The organism is Ruegeria sp. YTSA144, assembly GCF_059610125.1.
In genome coordinates, this window is the sequence record NZ_JBXWNA010000006.1 from 236,762 (window position 1) to 256,623 (window position 19,862).

Sequence of the window (19,862 nt, forward strand, 5' to 3'; positions counted from 1 at the left end):
TAAAGCCTCGGCCCTTTCACCCCATTCCCCGATGTGCCAACCTGCGCGCAATCAGAGGAGGATCATATGGCGATCACGACCTGTGTGTTCGACGCCTACGGAACACTGTTCGACGTTGCTGCCGCTGCCCGACAGGCGGCAGACGAGCCGGGTTTCGAAGCCCTGAAAGACAAGTGGACCACAGTTGCGGCGCATTGGCGTCTGAAACAACTGCAATACACATGGCTGCGCGCCGTGGCGGATGCACATGCGGATTTCTGGGACGTTACCCAGGACGGGCTAGATTGGGCTCTGGAGGCCGCAGGCCTGCAAGGCGACCCGGACCTGCGCCAACGTCTGCTTGATCTCTATTGGGAATTGCAGGCCTATCCCGAAGTTCCGGCCATGTTGAAAGCCCTCAAGGAAGCCGGGCTGCAAACGGCGATCCTGTCCAACGGGTCACCCCCCATGCTGGATGGAGCCGTGAAATCCGCCGGAATCGGGGATGTATTGGATGATGTGCTGTCGGTCGAAAGCGTCGGCGTCTTCAAACCCCATGCACGCGTCTATGATCTGGTGCAAGACAGGTTTGGCTGCGCACGCGGTGACGTGTTGTTCGTCAGTTCGAATGGCTGGGATGCTGCCGGGGCCAGCGGGTACGGTTTTGTGACCGCATGGGTCAATCGAATTGGTGAACCCATGGACCGCCTTCCCTGGACACCTGCGCATGTGCTGTCTGATCTGACCTCGATTCCCAAGCTGGCCGGTCTCTGATGTCAGAGTTCATGACAACGGACGGCAGGCGCATCTATTTCGAAGAGACCGGCACCGGCACGCCGCTTTTGTGTCTGGCTGGTCTGACCCGAAACAGCCGCGACTTTTCGTTTTTTGCGCCACATGCCTCGGGCCTGCGCATGATCGCCATGGATTACAGGGGGCGCGGGCGTTCGGAATACGACCCCGAATACATGAACTACAATATCTTTCGCGAGTCCCATGACGCGATTGAACTGCTCGATCATCTGGGGATCGCGAAAGCAGTCATTCTGGGAACATCGCGCGGCGGGCTGATCGCCATGGCGCTGGCCGCAAGCCATCCTGAACGTCTGGCCGCCGTAATTCTGAATGACGTGGGGCCGGTAATCGAGCCGTCAGGTATCGCCAAGATCATGGCCTACGTGGGGGCGCAACCCACGGCCAAAACCTATGATGAAGCCGCCGCCGCATTGAAACACGTAATGGAGCCGCAATTTCCCGGTGTTCCACTGGAAACCTGGCGCAAACAGGCAGAATTTCAGTATGAAATGCGCAAAGATGGGCTGAAGCTGCGATACGATCCAGCCCTGCGCAAGGCGCTTCTTGAACAAGCTGCAAGCGGGGCAGCCCCTGATCTATGGATGTTCTTCGAAGCCTTGCGCGACATTCCCACCGGTGTGATCCGGGGCGCGAATTCCGATGTTCTGGGCGTGGCCACTCTGGCCGAGATGCACAGTCGCCATCCTGGCCTGATCTCGGTCGAGGTACCGGATCGCGGGCATGTTCCGTTCCTGAACGAACCCCAATCACTGGACCTGATACAGAAGGTATTGAAGAACGCCGCATGAGCACACTTGAGATGATCGAAGCCGCCGCAGATCGGCTGAAAGGACACGTCCGCGAAACACCGATCCTGTCGTCGCCCTTTCTCGACACCCTCGCGGGCCGCCGGATCTGGGTCAAACCGGAATGTCTGCAACATACCGGCAGTTTCAAGTTTCGCGGCGCGTGGTCGGCCATTTCGGCGCTGGATGAGGGCATACGCAAGCGCGGCGTGATCGCATATTCATCGGGCAACCACGCGCAGGGCGTTGCGATGGCCGCTTCGAAGCACAGGATTGCCTCGGTCATCGTCATGCCGTCGGACGCGCCGCAACTCAAGATCGACAATACCCGCGCGCTGGGCGGAGAAGTCGTTTTGTACGATCGCGCGAATGAAAGCCGGGAGGAGATTGGCGAAGCCATCGCGGCAGAACGTGGTCTGACCCTGATCCGCCCCTATGACGAACCGCAAGTCATCGCGGGGCAAGGCACAACCGGGCTGGAAATCGCCAGGCAGGCAGCGGAAATTGGGGTTTCGCAGGCGGATGTTCTGATCTGTTGCGGCGGCGGAGGTTTGACCTCGGGCATTGCGCTGGCGCTGGAGAAACACGCGCCGAATTTGCGGGCGCGCCCCTGTGAGCCGGAAGGGTTCGATGACGTCAAACGATCATTGGCGTCAGGTCGCATTCAAAACAACACTGCGGCGTCGGGTAACATATGCGATGCGATCCTGACACCGCAGCCTGGCGATATCACCTTTCCGATCCTCCATCGTCTTTGTGGGCCCGGACTCTCTGTCACCGAAGACGAGGCGTTGCAGGCCATGGCCCATGCCTTTCTGCGCCTTAAAATCGTGTTGGAACCCGGCGGCGCCGTAGCCCTGGCCGCGGCCCTTTTCCGGGGTGACGAGATCGAGGGTGACGATGTGATCGTCGTCACATCGGGTGGGAATGTCGATCCGGGAATATTTGCTAAGGCGTTGGAATTCCTGACCTGACATGGGTGCGAAAGCTGTGCAAATTGCATCAGGACCGCCGTGACGACAAGGACCTTTGTCATGATGATCGCTGATCTGGGCGACGTGAAACTGAACTATCGCATCGACGGCCCCCCGGACGGTGCACCCATTGTGTTTGCCAATTCCCTGGGAACCGACCTGCGTCTTTGGGATGCGGTGCTGCCATACATGCCCGACGGGCTGCGCATCATCCGGTATGACAAACGTGGGCACGGGCAATCCTCGGTGCCCCATGCACCCTATTCGATGGGCGCTTTGGTGCGGGATGCCGAAGCGCTGCTGGATCATCTTCAGGTTCGCGATTGCGTCTTTGTCGGCCTCTCGATTGGCGGGATGATCGCACAAGGGCTGGCAGTCAAACGCATGGACCAGATACGTGCGCTGGTGCTGTCGAACACCGCTGCCAAGATCGCCACGCCTTCGATCTGGCAAGAGCGCATTCAGGCGGTGCGAGAGGGCGGGATCGAGGCTCTGGCCGATGCCACGATGGAGCGCTGGTTCTCGCGCGAATTCCGCCGCGCGCAAAACCACCTGCCCTGGCGCGATATGATGGTCAGCCAACCAGTCGAAGGGTATCTGGGCTGCAGTGCCGCCATTGCCGGTACCGATTTTTATACCCCCACAAGCGGCCTGCGCCTGCCCACGCTTGGGATTGCGGGCAGCGAAGACGGATCGACCCCACCCGATCTGGTGCGGGAAACGATTGATCTGGTTCCCGGATCCCGGTTCCAGCTGATGCGCCGCGCAGGGCATTTGCCTTGTGTTGAGAAACCCACGGAATACGAAGAAATCCTGACCGGATTTCTGACCGAAATCGGACATGTCTGAAGGAGAATGACAATGGCATCCTTCCTGTTGGTCCATGGCTCGTGTCACGGCGCCTGGTGCTGGCGCGACCTGATCCCCGCTTTGGAAGCCCTGGGCCATACCGCCCGCGCCATCGACATGCCCAGCCATGGTGCAGATCCCACACCGGTGGCCGACGTCACGCTGGACAGTTGCCGCGATGCCATATTGAACGGCTGTACACCCGATACGATTGTCGTGGGCCATTCGTGGGCCGGCTTTCCGATCAGCGCCGCGGCCGAGGCGCGCCCAAATGCAATGCGCGCCTTGGTTTACCTGTGTGCCTATGTCCCTCGGGATGGTCTTTCGATGGCAGAAATGCGCAGGCGCGGGCCACGGCAAACCATTGCGCACGCAGTGGAAAAATCTGCGGACGGGCTTTCCTACACCGTATCCGTGGATGCCATCCCACAGCTGTTTTATCACGATTGCCCGGACGACATCCTGCCATACGCATACGCGCGCTTGTGTCCGCAAGCCATCCATCCACAAGAAACACCGCTGCCGGTTGGTCCGCGCTTTGCCAAAGTCCCCAAGGCCTATATCCGAACAACCGATGACCGCACGATTCCAACCGAGTACCAGGCAGACATGAGTGCCTGCGTTCCCGAAGATCTTCGGCGCGCAATCGACAGCTCACATTCACCTTTTTTTCACATCCTCAGGAATTGGCCAAGCTTTTGACCGAACTGGCAAACGAACTTTAGTAACCTGTCGCGACGACATGGGGCATGAGGGCGAACTCTCTCTTCCCTCATTCGTCGGGCGCGCCTAGGGTGCCGCACACAACTCACTTGTTCAGGTCCTATGCGTCTGCCGTTTTTCTTCATCCTCAGCATCGTCATGATCGATGCCATGGGCATTGGCCTTGTGATGCCGATCATGCCGCAACTGATTGTCGAGGTTCAGGGCGGCACCCTGGCCAATGCCGCAATCTGGGGCGGTGTGCTGAGTACTGCGTTTGCGGCAATGCAATTCATCTTCGGGCCCATTCTGGGAAACCTGTCCGATGCTTACGGACGCAGAACGGTATTGCTGGTGTCCCTGTTCGTCATGGCGCTGGACTACATGGTCATGGCCGTGGCGGGCAGCATCTGGCTTTTGCTGGTCGGACGCATCATTGGAGGCATCACGGCGGCCACCCATTCTACAGCGGCGGCTTTCATGGCGGATGTGTCCGACCCAAAAGACAAGGCCGCAAATTTCGGCCTTCTGGGTGCCGCTTTTGGCGTAGGTTTTGTCCTGGGTCCGGTGATCGGCGGATTGCTTGGCGAATTTGGAACCCGGGCGCCATTCTGGGCTGCGGCAGGGTTGGCGGCGCTGACCTTTTGCATCGGCTGTTTCGTGATGCCCGAAACAGTGACCGCCGAGAACCGGCGTGAATTCAACCTGCGGCGTGCAAATCCGGTGAACTCGCTTCGCGCCATTGCAGCATTGCCGGGAATCCGGCCGATGCTGTGGGTCTATTTCCTGTATTCGGTTTCAATCTACGTCTATCCCGCCATCTGGTCTTACTTCACGACCGAGCGCTTCGGTTGGTCCGCGCAGATGATCGGCCTGTCGCTTGGTGTCTATGGTATCGGCATGGCCGTCGTGCAAGGCGGCCTGATCCGCCCGGCCATCCGGCTTTTGGGCGAGCGGGGTACAATCATCTATGGCATGGTTTTCGAAATCATAAGCTTCGCCATTCTGGCCTTTCTGACCAACGGCCTGATCGCACTGCTTCTCATCCCAATCACCGCCATTGGGGCGGTCATCACGCCCGCTCTTCAGGCCATGATGTCAAGGGCCACTCCAGATTCGCAGCAAGGCGAATTGCAAGGTGTCCTGACTGCGTTGCATGCGCTTTCCATGGTGATCTCACCGTTGGTGATGACCAGCGTATTCGCGCAGTTCATTCGACCCGACACCCCGCTCTACCTGCCCGGCGCCCCTTTTCTGTTGGCACTCTTGTTGATGCTGGCAGGATTTCTTCTGTTTAGACGGTCCCGGCCTGTCGTAGCGTAACAACGACATGCAAATGGCGGTTTCTGCCTTGCGAGCCGCCTTTTCCCGCGCCACCGTGAACCCAACGGGAATGAGGGAAAACATGCAAAAAATCAAAGCCGCAGTCTGCCGGGCATTTGGCGAACCACTGGTGATCGAAGACGTTCATCTGGCCCCCCCCGGCACGGGCGAGGTCGAGGTGACACTGGAGGCCGTGGCCATCTGCCATTCGGACATTTCCTATGCCGACGGCGCATGGGGAGGGTTCCTGCCAGCCGTTTACGGGCACGAAGCCGCAGGCGTGATCAGCGCGGTCGGAGAGGCGGCCGGGGACTTCAAGGTCGGCGACCCAGTGGTGGTGACCCTGATCCGCGCCTGCGGGTCTTGCCCTGCCTGCGCAGGCGGGAAACCGACTATTTGCGAAACGCCCTACGATACTGTCAAAGGTCCGTTGAAAACAGGCGATGGCGGCCCGCTCGAACAGGCGATGGCATGCGGGGCCTTTGCCGAAAAGGTCGTGGTAAGCCACCGCCAGATCGTCAAAATCCCGGATGACCTGCCCAAGGAACTGGCCAGCCTGCTGTCCTGCGGTGTGATCACCGGGGTCGGCGCTGCGGTGAATGCGGCGGGCGTGCGCCCCGGTCAGGACGTGGTGGTCATTGGGGCGGGTGGTGTCGGCCTGAACGCAATTCAAGGCGCGCGGATTGCAGGCGCGCGGCGGATCGTGGCCGTGGACATGACCGAAGAAAAGCTTGAGATCGCCAAGGAGTTCGGCGCAACCCACGGCGTCCTCGCCAGCTTGGATCAACCATGGAAAGCCGCATACAGGGCGCTGGGGGGACGCGGCGCCGATGCCGTTCTGATCACTGTCGGCGCGATTCCCGCCTATGATCAGGCCCCGCGCTATCTTGGGCGCGGCGGCAAGGCGATCATGATCGGGATGCCACATTCCGGTGACATGGCCAGCTATGAACCCGTTGTATTGGCAGCCCTGGGTCAGGGCGTTGTCGGGTCGAAAATGGGCGACGTGGTCATTCAGCGCGACATACCCTGGATGGTGGACCTGTATAAACAGGGGCGGCTGAAACTGGATGAGCTGATCTCGGGCCGCTGGTCACTGGATCAGATCAACGAGGCCATCGCCGACACAAAAACCGGATCGGCCAAGCGAAATGTGATCCTGTTCGACAGGACCTGACCCACCGAAAGGATTTGGGATGAAACTTCGGGATCTCGACGTCATCGTCACCGCCCCGCCCGCCCCGGGCTGGGGCGGGCGCTACTGGATACTTGTCAAAGTGACGACCGATACCGGCATCACGGGCTGGGGTGAGTGTTATGCCTCGTCCGTGGGGCCCGAGGCGATGCGTCATGTCATTCAGGACGTGTTCGACCGGCATATGTTGGGCGAGAACCCCGAAAACATCGAGCTCATGTTCCGTCGCGCCTATTCCAGCGGCTTTACGCAGCGCCCGGACCTGACGGTGATGGGCGCATTCTCGGGGTTGGAAATCGCCTGCTGGGATATTCTGGGCAAAGATCGCGACAGACCGGTCCATGCGCTGCTGGGTGGCAGGATGAATGATCGGATCCGGGCCTATACTTACCTGTATCCCCTGCCTCAGCACAACCTGAACGATTTCTGGACCTCGCCCGAACAGGCGGGCGAAACGGCGGCGGAAATGGTGCGCCGCGGCTACACCGCCGTGAAATTCGACCCGGCCGGTCCCTATACGATCCGCGGCGGCCATATGCCCGCGATGAGTGACATTTCCATGTCTGTCGCCTTCTGCAAAGCGATCCGCGAGGCCGTGGGGGACAGGGCGGATCTTCTGTTCGGCACACATGGCCAGTTCAACACGGCCGGGGCTATTCGGCTGGGACAGGCGTTGGAACCATATCAGCCCCTTTGGTTCGAGGAACCTACACCGCCTGACAATATCGAAGACATGGCCCGCGTCGCCCGCAACGTACGCATTCCGGTTGCAACCGGAGAACGGATGACCACAAAGGCCGAATTCGGAGCCGTCCTGCGCGCCGGAGCCGCCGAGATTCTGCAACCGGCGCTGGGACGTGCAGGCGGAATCTGGGAGATGAAGAAAGTCGCAGCCATGGCCGAGGTCTTCAACGCGCAGATGGCACCGCATCTGTATGCCGGTCCGGTCGAATGGGCCGCCAACATCCATCTGGCAGCTTCCATTCCCAATCTGCTGCTTTTAGAAACCATCGAAACACCGTTCCACGATCAACTGATCAAGGGCTCGATCCGGGTCGAGAATGGGTTCGTCGCCGCCCCGGATGCTCCGGGCCTTGGGATCGATGTCGACGAAGACCTGGCCCGCGCGCACCCATATGACGGCGACGGGTTGCATCTGCAAATGCAGGAGGACCCATGCAATTACGTTGAAGGCAACGCTTTTCAGGGGGGTGCGCCGGCAACCGAGGGGTGACAATACCAGTCGCCTTGATGCATATTGCCATCACAAATCGCGATATGACGGTCAGAAAGTGGCACTTAACGAAACCGAAGCTCAGGCACGCCCAACGGACGCTCTGCCGGACATGAAAGACAATGCTGCACGCGCGGCTGCATTTCTCAAAACACTGGCGCATGAGGGGCGCCTGATGATCTTGTGCCATCTTGGCGGTGGTGAAAAATCCGTCGGCCAGCTTGAGGAGCTGCTTCAGTTGCGGCAGGCCGCAGTCAGCCAGATGCTGGCGCGCCTGCGCGAGGAAGAGTTGGTCTCGACGCGTCGGGAAGGCAAAACGATCTATTATTCATTGCGCGACGGAGCCACGGAAAAAGTGATCCGTCTGCTTTACGATTTGTTCTGCGGCACGGACTGCTGATCGCTAATTGGACACATAACCGGCGATAACCTGCAACAGCTTGAATGCGGTCGCTGCATCGTTTTCCACAACGGCAAGGAATTCTTCTTCACCGATCCGCAAGCAGGAAAGCTGGGTTTCCGCCACCATGCTCAGCGCACGTGGTTCTTTTCTGATCAGGCCCAGCTCTCCGACCAATGCGCCGGGCCCGACTTTGGTGATCAGTTGGTCAGGCCCCTGTTCTTGTGGCAGGTACAGACCTGCTTCGCCCTCCAGCACCACATAGGCACCGTCGGTGGGCTGGTCATCTTTCAAGAACACCACCTGCCCCGGCTCGGCATCAAACCAGCGCGCGCCAAAGGCCAGCAGGCGCAGCTGACGCCGATCCAGACCCGAAAACAAGGGGGTTTGCTCCAAGGCGCGTAGTTTCCGCGTCAAATCCGCCGATGCCGCACTGTCTTCCTCCACCTCCACAGGCCCTCCGTCCGAGACCACACGACCTTGCCGGATTTCCACATACATGTCGAATGCACCGGGGTTTTCGAACTGATCATTCAGATAGACAACAGTGGTGTCCGGCAGCAGTTCACGGAGCCGTTTATAGACCGCCACCTGCGTTTTCATGTCGTAGCTGGCCAGCGCATTTTCCAGAATCAGGATGTCAGGTTTCTTGATCGTCGCACGGGTAAAGGCCAAGGGCTCGGCAAATACCGCCGGAAGATTCTGACCGCCCAAAGCAACCTGGACATCATATATCAACTCTGTGACCAATGGGCGCGCGCCGTTTTCAGCCAACACATCGACAATCAGCTTGCGGGCTTCGTCTGAACGGGAACCGCCAATCTGGCTGACTTTTCCGAATAGCGCATTTTCCATGACCGTCAGTCCGGGCGCAAAGACATTTGGATCCAATGGAACGAAGACGTCTTGCAAACGCTCCATCAGTTTCTCGGAATGGCTGTGCCGCAGTTCGAGGATGCGATCCTTGAGTTCATCGGTGAACGCAGGTCCGATCTGTTCGGCAGAGATCACAAATGGCACCGCCAACATGTTTGCAAGCTGCTCGTCATCCAGCCCGTCCGAACCATCTTTGCGAGTCTGGTCCACCAGATCCACGGCAATTTCATAGGTTTTTGCATCAAGACCAAGTTTTTGAAACAGCGGGTGGTCCGTTCCATCGATCCCGAAGATCTGGCGCAGCATTTCGATCACGTCGCGAGTCAACGCGATCAGTGTCTCGTCCAGCCCCAATTCGCGCAACTGTCCCAGAAAAACCTTCTGTTGCGCAAGCAAAGCTTGTGTCACGGGAACACGTGGCGTTGCGAAAAGCAGGTTTTCAGCCACAGGCAGGGCCGCGTTATACGCGTTCCGGTCAAAGACAAGCGCCTGTTGTTCCAGCCCGGCATCACGAACAGCCTGCTGAACAACCGGGCGCAGCTCGATCAGTTTCTTTGCCAGTTCACAATGCTCGGCCGCATCGAAAATCTGTTCGGCGCCCCGTTGGAACAGCGCTGCGCCAAAACCCATTCCGTCAATCAGCTGCAACCACCAGGCACGCAGTTCTGCGGCGTCCTGAAAACCGGCCAAAGTTGGGTCCAGCCATTCCGCTCTGAACGGATCGGCACTGTTTCCCGCCCTCAGGGTTTCGAGAAAGTCCGGATCGTCCGGCGGGTCAGTCAGCGGTTTGAACCGCATCGGCATCATCACGTTGTCGCCCAGCGTACCCTGAAACATGACAGGGCGTGATGTGACATACCCGATACGCGCGGCGACAACCGCCTGATGCAGCTCGGCCAGTTTCAGGTCCCCGATCCGCACCTGGCCAGCACTGGGGCGTATTTCCCGTGTCAGCAATTCGCCGATGGCGCGTCGATCTTCCTCGCTGGGGGCGGCGATCCCGATTGTCTTTCCAGCAGGAAAGCTGAGGTCCAGATCATCGAGCACCTGATTGCCATCCATGTCACGCACCGAAACGTGGTCCAGCACGATGTTGCCGTTCAGGTGCGGCCACTCGGCAGGTTCACCTTCAAACAAGGCTTCATCGAGCATTCCGGCCGGAGCAAACCGGTCAATGACCACATCCCAACGCAGCGACATGTCCTGGGTCTGGTTGTAATAGGTCAGCAGCTCTTTCCATGGTGAGCTGAGATCCTTGTACGCGGCCAATGCGGCAACCAGCGCCCCCAGCGAAACCGAACCCTGAAGCACCAACAGACCGCCAACCAGATAGAACATGAACGGTGTAAGTTGCGAGATGAAGTTGTTCAGGAACTTCATGAAGAACTTCTTTTGATAGATCTGGAAACGGATGCCGAACAGGCGGCCCAATTGCTCCGAGACCATCGACCGGCGATAACGCCAGCCGCCATTGGTCCGCAGGGTGGACGCGCCCACCGCGTTCTCGCCGATCTGCGCCGCCAGAACGCGAACCTCCTGAATGCGTTTTTTGTTCAGCAGGTTGATCTGGCGTTGCAGCTTGGGGATCAACCAGGCCTGCAAGGGTATCAGCGCCACGGCGGCCAGCCCGAACCAGACGCTTTGCAGGAACAGGAAGGAAAGTATGGTGATCATTTGGCCGGCCTGAAGAACCGGCTGGCTGATCGCGTCGCCCATCAGGCCGCCCATCGGCTCGCTTTCGGCGGTGATCATTGACACCATTTCACCCTGGCTGACACGCTCGAAATAGGGTTGAGGAAAGCGCAGCGCCCGGCTGATCAACTGATACCGAAAGCGCCGCAGCATCCGTTCGCTCAGCACGCCTTTCATGGTGTTGATGCGCATTTTCATCAGGCCGTGGCACAGCACAGCCGCCAGAAAGGCAAAGCACAGAACAATCAGAAAATTGGTCTGCGACATGGAATAGCCCCAGACCGTTACCTCAGTGGTGGACGACCCGATCGCGTCATTGATTATTCGTTTTGGCAGCTCAAGTGTGAGGTACAGCAAAGGAAACAACGTCGCTGTCACGGCCAGCAGGATCAGCTGTTCGCGTTTGGAGTATTTCCAGATAAAGCGGAAAATCGTGCGTTCTATGGAACCTGCCCCTGCTGCTGACCGACGACGCGGATTGAACGTAATGCATGCAATTTCAACAGCATGAATCAAATACCATCCAGACAGGATAAGCAAATTTTTCCCTTTTGGAAAATTTCTTGACCGTATGTGAACTAGTTCATTTACGCGCGCCCGTTTTATTGCCTAATGTTGGCGTGAGAACGATATCGGGAGGGTTCTTTTGACTGCCAGTATTGGCGCAGTGTTTCTTATGCTTTGTCTTTTGCTGATCAAGCATATGTTCGCTGACTATTACCTCCAGACACCGAAGATGCTTTCCGGCCGGGGTGAGTATTTTCATTTGGGACGCGCGCAACATGCCGCTGTGCATGTTGTGGGTTCTGTCGTCGTTTTTTTGGTGTTCGGCGCGCCGCTGCTTTTTATTCTGATCGTCGCGGCGCTGGAATGGTTCATCCATTTCAATATCGATTTCGTCAAGGCCAGCTATTCAGACAAAAAGCGGCTTGAGCCAACGCAACCCGCGTTTTGGCGCGCCGCCGGTTTGGATCAGTTGATGCACAACCTGACTTATGTGGCGATGGTTTGGGCCTGGGTTACCTTCGCCGCCGCCTGACCCTGCCAGGCCGCGTTTTCCGATTCGGCTAGCTGATAGGCCCTTAGCCACATCCGATCCAATACATCAATCTCATCAGGATCGAACCGGTGTTCAACTTCCCAATACCGGCCCGAAGCAACATAGTATCCAAGTTCATCTTCAATTTGCCGCACATTGTGCATGGCAGTTACATCGGGAAGCGGTACGGTCGTCAGGTCAGATATGTTGACGGACGGAAATACAAGCCGGCTTGGCGCGCTGGACAACCGCACGGTTCTGCACCCCTGTGCGGCTGCGTAGAGCCCCAGGCGGGCGGATTTCGCTTCAAGCGAACGCAGTGTCACGTCCTCTCGCAAAGGGTCCGCAGTGCCATTTCCGTAAAAATGTGTTCGTCCCGATCCTGAATACATCATGTCGCAGCCGGAAAAAGCCAGAACATCCGGCTTCAGGGCTGACAAAGCCCAATAGCCTGCCGTGAAAGCCATCGTTCCGCCGGCATAGACGAACCCACCATAGTCATTCTGTCTTGGGACGTATTCGTCGGCAGTGACTATGTGTTGAGTACCAAGAACTTTATCAGGGCGGCGCTCTGCCGGGAAGTCTTCGGGATGGATCAGGTAATCCCAGTCTTCTCGGATGCGCCATGCGTTGTTGATGGCGACGATATGTGTGAAAGGCGCGCGCGACCATGCCCGCGCCGCCAGCGCCGATGGGGCGCTGCCAAGGATCAATACGGTGGTCTTTGGGTCGGTCATAGTGGGGCCACGCTTGTTGACAGCCCCACATGACATAGACCTATTGCGAACCGCGGCTAGCCCAGAACCGAGAAACTGCTTTCCTCATTGATCGGGCGTTTGCGTGAGTAGAAACCCACGTCGATTGTCCGCTTGATGTATGGCAATTCAAACTGCAAAGGGTTCGCGTCGTGATCGGCGCCGTTTTCACAGTAATCGATCAGTGCCGCCATCATCTTGCCCGCAATCGGCGCATTCTTGTACTGGTTTCCGCTGGAACCACAGGCCATGTAGAACCCCGGCAGGCTGGATTTGTCATAGATCGGAATCCAATCGGTAGACGCATCATACAGGTCAACCACGCCCCGCGTTTTTGAAGGAATGCCAAGGCTGGGCACACGCTGCGCGTACCGCATGGCCTGTGTGGTCCATTGGTCGGTGAATTCCCGATTGTAGTTCACATCGTCCTCGCACCACTGATGCGGATCACATTCCGGGTCTTCCGATCCGACAAGGATGTGATTGCCGTGTTCCGGGCGGCAATAGCAGGCGATGTCACTGTCCGAAACGATGGTTCCGTCGTGTTCAAAATCGAACCCATCGGGGGCGGGAACATGCACGACCTCCTGCCGCAAGGGCCGGGTTTTGATGGTCATATCGTCCAGAACGCCGGCCATCTTGTTGATGATCGACGAACCAGGTCCCGCAACATTGACAACGACCTTGGCGTGGATTTCCTCGCCCGAAGCCAGCTTGACGCCGGAAACGCGCCCGCCCTCGGTCAGAATCTCCGTGACTTCAGCGCCGGTTCGCACCTCGGCCCCGTGCAGCTTCGCAGCATCCATCAGGTTCTGCGCCGACAGGGCCGGGTCGGTGACATAGCCCGCCTGCGGCCAGTACACCCCGCCCGTCATTTTGCGCCCGTTGGGCTGGCCGAATTCCGGATCGTCCATGCGCCGCGCCGGGGCAAAGCTGTCCAGCGAATAGACCGGCAAGCGGTCCAGCACTTTTTCACCTGACCATTCCTCGAACGGGCAATCCAGCTCGGACGAATTGCGCATGTGCTTCTCCAGCATCCCGTTCGCCTCGGTCTTCATGACCAGACAGCCGGTTTCGCGGAACTGCGCAAGGTTGGCGTCTTGCGGCAAGCCAAGATACTCGGCCCAGTCGCGCCAGTAGTGGTAGCCTTCCCAGGCAAACGCGGTTCCATCGAATGTGGAATAATGCATCCGGATAATTGCGCAGGACCCCGCGGTAGAACCGTGCCCGACCTGAGAATTCCGGTCCAATGACAGGGTTTTCCAACCTGCCTTGGACATCTCGAACGCAATGGCCGCGCCGATCACGCCAGTACCGATGATGATTGCGTCTGGTTGGCTCATGTCTGGTTTCCTTTCCAAAAGCGCAGAGAATACGCGCTGAATTCTTCAACTTCTTCAGGCTTCGGCTCGACACCTGTGAAGGCGTAAAGGTAATGCGGCACCATCGACAGCCGCATCTCGATAGGTTCGTTCAATTGCGCCAGATCATAACCGATCTGCATGTAATACAGCACGCGTGCCCGGGTTTCGGCTTCGATCTCGGAATAGCCGTAGCGGGCGAACATGGCGTGCAGGGCTTCCAGCCTGCGGGCGTCCGACTGGTCCAGCATACGCCGCACCTTGCCTGACTTTCGCGCCCAGTCACGTACGGCAAAATCCAGCGCAGTATCGAACAGATCGGTGTTCACCACGCACCGATGAACGTTGCAGACGGCCGCTGTGATCGTCTTGGCCGGAGCTTCGGCCTGCGCGATCAAAGCGGCTGTGTTGGTGGCCTGCCAGCGGGCCAGCAGCGCATCCAGCAACTCTTGTCGGGATTTGAAGTACCAATAGAACGACGACCGCGATACTGCCATCCGTTCGGCCAGGTTCAGAACCTTGATCTGATCCACCCCGTCCGAAATCAGCACATCCATCGCCACGTTCAGCCAGTCGTCACGCGTGACCTTGATGTTGCCGATCAAGGGTTCGGCCTCGGGGTCATCGCGATGAAGGATCGGTTTCGGGCTCATTCAACTCTCCGGCGGTGCCCCGCCATCGGCGGTACGACGGGCAATGAAGTCATGTAAATCACCTATCCGATCATTGTCGACAGCGGGCGCCTGAAAGTCATTCAGAATGCCCTTCCAAACGTCCGTTGCCCGATGGTTTGCGTCCACGGACCCGCGCTCGGCCCATGTGCCGAAATTGGCGTAGTCATGGACATGCGGTTGATAGAATTCAGTGTTGTAGCGCTCCATCGTCTGGCTTGATGCAAAGAAATGGCCACTGGGTTCAACCTCACTCAATGCAGATTCAAACCCAATCTCGGACGGCCCCGCCTGCGCACCTGCGCACAGTTCGGCGACCATGTTCAGCACATCCGCATCGCAGACCAGCTTTTCGAAGGAAACCGTCAACCCTCCTTCCAACCAGCCTGCGGAGTGGATGATCACCGTTGCCCCGGCCATCAGGCATCCCCAAAGGCCAAACTGGTTCTCGTTCGCGGCCTGCACGTCGTTGATGTTTGACGCCGATCCGGCAGCCGAACGCCAGGGCAAACCAAGATGCCGCGCCAGTTGACCGGCAGCCAGCGATGCCTGAAAGTGCGACGGCGTCCCAAAGGCGGGCGCGCCGGACTTCATGTCCACGTTACTGGTGAACGTGCCATAGCAGACCGGAGCACCAGGATTGGCAAGTTGGGTCAAAGTCAGCGCGGCAAGGGCCTCGGCATGAGACAAGGTGATCGCCCCGGCCACGGTGATCGGTGCCATCGCGCCCATCAGGGTAAAGGGTGTGATGATCGACATCTGACCGTGGCGGGCAAAGTCGATCAGACCTTGCGCCATGGGGATATCCAACGTGCGCGGGCTGTTGGTGTTGATGATGGTGTAGCAGTGGGCATGGCCCCGGAACGCATCATCCGAAAGACCGCGGGCCGTGGTCAGCATCTCAAAGCAGTCCATCACCTGCGGGGTTCCACGCGAAAAGAAGAACGGAAACTTGTCCGTCAGTTCCATCTGCGCCCGAGTCGTGAAGTAATGACGCAGATGGGTCGGCACATCCTGCGGCTCGACCTGTGGCGAGATCATCTGGAACACGTCGAAATGATGGGTGAGCTTGAGGAACTCCAGATAATCCTGACCCGTCGCCGGGCGCCGACCGCGTTCAAGATCGGTGGCATTCGGGGCGCCGGCTCCGGGCTGGAAAACCAAAGAACCCAATTCCAGCGTGAAATTGCGACGCCGGGCACCGGCGCGACAGGCGATGGATTTGGGCGCTGACGCGACTGCGGCTTCAACCATCTCGCGCCCGATAAACACCATCTCACTGTCTTCATCCACCCGCGCGCCGCCCTGTTTGAACAGTTTCCGCGCCTCGGGAAGCAGGGTCTTTACCCCCAACTCTTCCAGTGTCCGCAACGCGGTGTCATGCATGTCCGCGATTTGGTCGGCCGGGAACACTTCCATCAATGGAAAAGGATTCCTGAGCTGGCGATAGTTCACATCGCGACCGGGCTGCGGGGCGGCTTCAGCCCCCCGCCCCCGCCGTCGGCGTCCGCGCTCCGCAGCAGTCATGATCAGCCTCGCATCGCTTTGCCCTGAGGATCATAAGGCGACGGCGCAATCACGCGCGCCGGACGTTCAACGCCCACCACATGGACGGACAGTTCCGTGCCCGGTTCCGCCTTGTCCCGATCGATCAGGGCCATCGCCAAAGACTTGCCGGTATAATGCCCGTAGCCGCCCGAGGTTACGAAGCCAACGCGCTCGCCATTGGCCCAGACCGGTTCGTATCCGCTGGCATCTGCATCCAGTGCATCAATTTCCAGTGTCGCCTGAATTTGCGCGGGGCCGTTGCCGTCACGTTCGGCAAGCGCGCCCGCCTTTCCAACAAAGTCCTTGTCCCAGTCGATCCAGCGATCCATTCCTGTCATGCCCGGTGTATAGGCCTGCGTGAACTCTGCCGACCAGATGCCAAAGCTCTTCTCGAGCCGTGTTGACAGCATCGCGTTGAAGCCGCATTCGCGGATACCTTCCCCGGCCCCCGCTTCCAGCAGGATGCGGCGCAGCTTGATGTGGTCGCCATAGCGGCAGTTGATCTCGTACCCTTTTTCTCCGGTCACCGACATGCGGGCAACGCGGGCGCGCACGAGGCCGATATCGAAATCGCCGCAGCCCATGAATTTCAAGCCCGAAATATCCTGTTCCGCCAGTTTTTCTACAACCGCCTGTGACTTCGGCCCGACCACAGCAAAGCCACAGTATTCCTCGCCCAGATCACGGATATTGACCCCATCCATCATGTGATCGTCGAACCAGCGCATATGCCAGGCCCGCAGGTAATAGCTGCCCATGATCCACCAGGTCCCGTCGCCCCAGTTGAGCACCGTCAGATCGCCCTTCAGGCGCCCATCCTCACCCAGCATCGGAGCCAATTTGGCGCGCCCCGGTGCGGGCAGTTTCGACGCCATGACATTGTCGAGCCAGGCTTCCGCATTCGGACCGGAAACCTCGAACCGCGAAAAGCCCGAAATATCCAGCAAACCCGCACCTTCGCGGATCACTTTGCATTCCTCGGCCACGATGTCATGCGCGTTCGAACGCTTGAGCGTCGGCGTTTCCTCGAACCCTTTCGGCGCGAAATAAAGCGGTACTTCAAGGTCCCAGCTCACGCCCCATTTGCACCCTGCTTCGGTCATCGCATCATGCGCCGGTGCCATTTTCAGCGGCCGCCCGGCGGGCAGTTGCTCGTTCGGATAGGTCATCACGAAGCGGCGGGAATAGAACTGCCCCGTCGTCTCGCGGATGTAGCGCTTGTTCTGGGCAAAGTCGCCATAGCGCGCCACATCCATAGGCCAGGCGTCGGCCTCGGGCTCGCCATGGATCATCCATTCGGCCAGCGTCTTGCCGACGCCGCCGCCTTGCAGGAACCCGGCCATCACCGCGCAGGCGGTCCAATAGCCGCGCTTGCCCGGCACCGGACCGACCAGAGGGTTGCCGTCGGGCGAGAAGGTGAACGCACCGTTCACCCATGTCTTGATACCCACGTTCTGGATCGCCGGGTAGCGCTGGAACCCCAGCATCAGCTCGTTCTCGATGCGGTCCAGCTGTTCCTGGAACAGCTCCTCGCCATAGTTCCATGGCGCGCCGTCCATGGCCCAGTGCTCGTGATCGACCTCGTAGATGCCGACCAGCACGCCCTTCTGATCCTGCCGCATGTAGGTGAAGCCCTCAAGATCCACGGTCATCGGCATCTCGAAATCGGCCGCTGCGACCTCGGGCACAGTGTCGGTGATCAGGTAATGGTGCTTCAGCGGAGAGACCGGCAGTTCGACCCCCGCCATGCGCCCCACCTGCTTGGCCCACAGGCCGGCAGCGTTGACCACATGTTCGCAGGTGATCGTGCCCCGGTCGGTCACCACCTGCCAGCCATCCGCCGTCTGGATCAGTTCCTCAACCTTGGTTTCCTCATAATACTCGGCACCGCGCTTCTTGGCGGCAGTGGCATAGGCCTGCACGGTGCCTGTGGTGTCGATATACCCTTCGCGGTCGGCCCACATCGCGCCCAGAATGCCGTCGGTGGACATGATCGGGCAGCGTTTCTGCGCCTCTTCGGGGCTCAGCAATTCGCAATCGTCTATGCCGATGGACTGGAAGATGCGGTAATTGGCCTGCAACCACTCCCACCGTTCGGGGGTTCCGGCCAGCGTCAGACCGCCGGTCATGTGCAGGCCGATATTCTGGCCCGATTCCTTTTCGATCTCGCTGAGCAGATCAATGGTATAGGCCTGCAAAGACGCCATGTTCGGATCGGCATTCAAAGCATGAATGCCCCCCGCCGCGTGCCAGGACGACCCAGACGCGAGCCGCCGGCGTTCCAACATGACCACATCCGACCAGCCGAACTTGGCCAGGTGATACAGAACCGAGGCCCCGACAACGCCTCCTCCGATGACCACGACGCGATATTGGGACTTCATCCCGACCTCCCCTGAACAGAATCTGAGGAGACGCTAGTGGCACTGTTCACATCTGTCTAGACATTTCTGTACAGTACAAACCACAACGCAACCCGGCTCGGCTTGGCAGGTTTACAGGCTTGCGCTTGGTCGAGATTGAATGGCTTGAAACCACGCCAGGGTGGCCGCGTTGTCTTCCGGGATACGCATCTTGATGACGCGGGCGAAATCGACAAAAACGAAGGCCGAGATATCCGCCAAGGAAAATACATCACCGGCCACAAACCGGCTTTCCGACAGACGTGACTCCAGCATTTCAAAGAAGGATGCCACACGCTCGCGCCCGCGCTGCGCAAGTTCGGGGATCTGCGCATGATTGGAGGGGCCCGGAATGGCGCGATCCTTGAAGGCGGGATGGCCGTTGCGCAAAGCCTCGGCAATCGGCGCCCCGCCCTGCTGTTCGACAATCGCGTTCCACATCAGGACCAGACCCTTTTCCTCGGGGGTTCGGCCCATCAAAGGCGGTTCGGGAAACTGCGCCTCAAGAAAAGCGGCAATGCCCAGGTTTTCCGTCAGAACGGTTCCGTCATCCGTTACCAGAACCGGTATCGTGGCCCGTGGGTTCACGGCGCGAAAGGCTTCGCTCAATTGTTCACCTTTCGCAATCGAGACCTCACGGGTTTCGATATCCAACCCTTTTTCGGCAATGAACATCCGCGCGCGGCGCGGACTCGGAGCAGTGGAGCAGTCGTAAAAAATCATGCCGTTACCCCTTTTCGGTCAGCGGCGATAGATGAAACAGCGCCCTTCAACGGCGCCTTCGGGCAACGGCATCTCGGTCAGCCCCTCGAAATACATCCGATCACTCGAGACCATCAGCCCGCCCGGAGCAAGCAAAGGCTCGATGAGCGGAGATACAAACCGCGCGAATTTGTCATTCTTTTCGCGATTGTGCCCACCAAGATCCGCGTGGATCAGGCTGGCTGACGCGCCGAACCGTTCAACCGATGCAGGCAGGGTGTCCCGCACATCGCCCAGAATCACGCGATCTTCGGGCGGGGTCGAGTCGGGGTGCGAGGCCACCGCGCGTTCGAACACATAGACCGGGCGGCCATCCATGTGCTGCACAAGATGGTGATATGTACGCCCGTTGCCCAAACCCAATTCGAACACCGGACCCGCCATGCCCGCAGTGAGCCGGATTGCGTGATCCAGACAAGCGCGCTGTGACACCATGCGATCGATGAACAGATCCAGACGGCTTTGATTCTCGGACACCGGAAAATATCTCCTTGATACC

Annotated in this window: 18 protein-coding genes; 10 read left to right on the forward strand and 8 right to left on the reverse strand. The window is 58.9% G+C overall.

The window, feature by feature from the left end:
* Positions 1-66: 66 nt before the first annotated feature.
* The 9 genes from AC2FF8_RS14560 (at position 67) to AC2FF8_RS14600 (ending at position 8,257) form a co-directional block, all read left to right on the forward strand.
* Positions 67-753 (forward strand): haloacid dehalogenase type II, encoded by a 687-nt coding sequence (locus AC2FF8_RS14560; RefSeq protein WP_257600173.1) that lies wholly within the window; start codon positions 67-69, stop codon positions 751-753.
* On the forward strand, positions 753-1,583 hold the full coding sequence (locus AC2FF8_RS14565) for an alpha/beta fold hydrolase (protein WP_496880021.1): 831 nt from the start codon (positions 753-755) through the stop codon (positions 1,581-1,583). The genes AC2FF8_RS14560 and AC2FF8_RS14565 overlap by 1 nt, the downstream gene beginning before the upstream one ends.
* A complete protein-coding gene (locus AC2FF8_RS14570) occupies positions 1,580-2,554 on the forward strand; it encodes a threonine ammonia-lyase (RefSeq protein WP_496880022.1) in 975 nt (324 codons plus the stop codon). The genes AC2FF8_RS14565 and AC2FF8_RS14570 overlap by 4 nt, the downstream gene beginning before the upstream one ends.
* Positions 2,555-2,614: 60 nt before the next feature.
* Entirely contained in the window at positions 2,615-3,403 is a 789-nt protein-coding gene (gene pcaD, locus AC2FF8_RS14575) for a 3-oxoadipate enol-lactonase (protein WP_496880023.1), read from the forward strand.
* A gap of 12 nt (positions 3,404-3,415) precedes the next feature.
* Positions 3,416-4,105 (forward strand): alpha/beta fold hydrolase, encoded by a 690-nt coding sequence (locus tag AC2FF8_RS14580; RefSeq protein ID WP_496880024.1) that lies wholly within the window; start codon positions 3,416-3,418, stop codon positions 4,103-4,105.
* A 123-nt stretch (positions 4,106-4,228) separates the two neighbouring features.
* Entirely contained in the window at positions 4,229-5,428 is a 1,200-nt protein-coding gene (locus AC2FF8_RS14585) for a TCR/Tet family MFS transporter (protein ID WP_425079837.1), read from the forward strand.
* A gap of 82 nt (positions 5,429-5,510) precedes the next feature.
* On the forward strand, positions 5,511-6,605 hold the full coding sequence (locus tag AC2FF8_RS14590; RefSeq protein WP_170344897.1) for a Zn-dependent alcohol dehydrogenase: 1,095 nt from the start codon (positions 5,511-5,513) through the stop codon (positions 6,603-6,605).
* Positions 6,606-6,624: 19 nt separating this feature from the next.
* Entirely contained in the window at positions 6,625-7,857 is a 1,233-nt protein-coding gene (locus tag AC2FF8_RS14595) for a mandelate racemase/muconate lactonizing enzyme family protein (protein ID WP_496880025.1), read from the forward strand.
* Positions 7,858-7,969: 112 nt separating this feature from the next.
* Entirely contained in the window at positions 7,970-8,257 is a 288-nt protein-coding gene (locus AC2FF8_RS14600) for an ArsR/SmtB family transcription factor (protein WP_171205760.1), read from the forward strand.
* A gap of 3 nt (positions 8,258-8,260) precedes the next feature.
* Here the strand turns inward: AC2FF8_RS14600 and AC2FF8_RS14605 are convergent, their stop codons facing one another.
* A complete protein-coding gene (locus AC2FF8_RS14605; RefSeq protein WP_496880058.1) occupies positions 8,261-11,257 on the reverse strand; it encodes a cyclic nucleotide-binding domain-containing protein in 2,997 nt (998 codons plus the stop codon).
* A gap of 244 nt (positions 11,258-11,501) precedes the next feature.
* Between AC2FF8_RS14605 and AC2FF8_RS14610 the strand changes: the two genes are divergently transcribed.
* Positions 11,502-11,864 carry a DUF3307 domain-containing protein gene (locus AC2FF8_RS14610; RefSeq protein ID WP_374041614.1) on the forward strand — a complete coding sequence of 121 codons (363 nt, stop codon included), beginning with the start codon at positions 11,502-11,504 and terminating at the stop codon, positions 11,862-11,864.
* Here AC2FF8_RS14610 and AC2FF8_RS14615 read toward each other — a convergent pair.
* The 7 genes from AC2FF8_RS14615 to AC2FF8_RS14645 all read right to left on the reverse strand — a co-directional run bounded on the left by AC2FF8_RS14615 (position 11,819) and on the right by AC2FF8_RS14645 (position 19,840).
* Positions 11,819-12,601, reverse strand: coding sequence for a hypothetical protein (locus tag AC2FF8_RS14615; RefSeq protein WP_496880026.1), 783 nt, complete (start codon positions 12,599-12,601; stop codon positions 11,819-11,821). The two genes, AC2FF8_RS14610 and AC2FF8_RS14615, sit on opposite strands and share 46 nt — an antisense overlap.
* Before the next feature lie 56 nt (positions 12,602-12,657).
* The gene (locus tag AC2FF8_RS14620; RefSeq protein WP_496880027.1) at positions 12,658-13,962 is read right to left on the reverse strand and encodes an NAD(P)/FAD-dependent oxidoreductase; all 1,305 of its coding nucleotides are present in this window, start codon (positions 13,960-13,962) and stop codon (positions 12,658-12,660) included.
* On the reverse strand, positions 13,959-14,633 hold the full coding sequence (locus AC2FF8_RS14625; protein WP_170344892.1) for a TetR/AcrR family transcriptional regulator: 675 nt from the start codon (positions 14,631-14,633) through the stop codon (positions 13,959-13,961). Before AC2FF8_RS14625 ends, AC2FF8_RS14620 begins: the two co-directional genes overlap by 4 nt.
* Positions 14,634-16,178, reverse strand: coding sequence for a trimethylamine methyltransferase family protein (locus AC2FF8_RS14630; RefSeq protein WP_496880028.1), 1,545 nt, complete (start codon positions 16,176-16,178; stop codon positions 14,634-14,636).
* Between the two features lie 2 nt (positions 16,179-16,180).
* Positions 16,181-18,583 (reverse strand): GcvT family protein, encoded by a 2,403-nt coding sequence (locus AC2FF8_RS14635; protein WP_496880029.1) that lies wholly within the window; start codon positions 18,581-18,583, stop codon positions 16,181-16,183.
* Positions 18,584-18,694: 111 nt separating this feature from the next.
* Positions 18,695-19,324, reverse strand: coding sequence for a glutathione S-transferase family protein (locus tag AC2FF8_RS14640; RefSeq protein ID WP_496880030.1), 630 nt, complete (start codon positions 19,322-19,324; stop codon positions 18,695-18,697).
* A gap of 18 nt (positions 19,325-19,342) precedes the next feature.
* Entirely contained in the window at positions 19,343-19,840 is a 498-nt protein-coding gene (locus tag AC2FF8_RS14645) for a class I SAM-dependent methyltransferase (RefSeq protein ID WP_368040345.1), read from the reverse strand.
* Positions 19,841-19,862: the final 22 nt, after the last annotated feature.

Excerpts from the sequence above, each read along its gene's own strand:
- AC2FF8_RS14595 (WP_496880025.1), top strand. The coding sequence starts at position 6,625 with ATGAAACTTCGGGATCTCGACGTCATCGTCACCGCCCCGCCCGCCCCG.
- AC2FF8_RS14560 (WP_257600173.1), top strand. The coding sequence starts at position 67 with ATGGCGATCACGACCTGTGTGTTCGACGCCTACGGAACACTGTTCGAC.
- AC2FF8_RS14640 (WP_496880030.1), bottom strand. The coding sequence starts at position 19,324 with ATGATTTTTTACGACTGCTCCACTGCTCCGAGTCCGCGCCGCGCGCGG.
- AC2FF8_RS14615 (WP_496880026.1), bottom strand. The coding sequence starts at position 12,601 with ATGACCGACCCAAAGACCACCGTATTGATCCTTGGCAGCGCCCCATCG.
- AC2FF8_RS14570 (WP_496880022.1), top strand. The coding sequence starts at position 1,580 with ATGAGCACACTTGAGATGATCGAAGCCGCCGCAGATCGGCTGAAAGGA.
- AC2FF8_RS14625 (WP_170344892.1), bottom strand. The coding sequence starts at position 14,633 with ATGAGCCCGAAACCGATCCTTCATCGCGATGACCCCGAGGCCGAACCC.
- AC2FF8_RS14585 (WP_425079837.1), top strand. The coding sequence starts at position 4,229 with ATGCGTCTGCCGTTTTTCTTCATCCTCAGCATCGTCATGATCGATGCC.
- AC2FF8_RS14580 (WP_496880024.1), top strand. The coding sequence starts at position 3,416 with ATGGCATCCTTCCTGTTGGTCCATGGCTCGTGTCACGGCGCCTGGTGC.
- AC2FF8_RS14565 (WP_496880021.1), top strand. The coding sequence starts at position 753 with ATGTCAGAGTTCATGACAACGGACGGCAGGCGCATCTATTTCGAAGAG.
- AC2FF8_RS14600 (WP_171205760.1), top strand. The coding sequence starts at position 7,970 with ATGAAAGACAATGCTGCACGCGCGGCTGCATTTCTCAAAACACTGGCG.
- AC2FF8_RS14620 (WP_496880027.1), bottom strand. The coding sequence starts at position 13,962 with ATGAGCCAACCAGACGCAATCATCATCGGTACTGGCGTGATCGGCGCG.
- AC2FF8_RS14590 (WP_170344897.1), top strand. The coding sequence starts at position 5,511 with ATGCAAAAAATCAAAGCCGCAGTCTGCCGGGCATTTGGCGAACCACTG.
- AC2FF8_RS14610 (WP_374041614.1), top strand. The coding sequence starts at position 11,502 with ATGCTTTGTCTTTTGCTGATCAAGCATATGTTCGCTGACTATTACCTC.
- pcaD (WP_496880023.1), top strand. The coding sequence starts at position 2,615 with ATGATGATCGCTGATCTGGGCGACGTGAAACTGAACTATCGCATCGAC.
- AC2FF8_RS14635 (WP_496880029.1), bottom strand. The coding sequence starts at position 18,583 with ATGAAGTCCCAATATCGCGTCGTGGTCATCGGAGGAGGCGTTGTCGGG.
- AC2FF8_RS14630 (WP_496880028.1), bottom strand. The coding sequence starts at position 16,178 with ATGACTGCTGCGGAGCGCGGACGCCGACGGCGGGGGCGGGGGGCTGAA.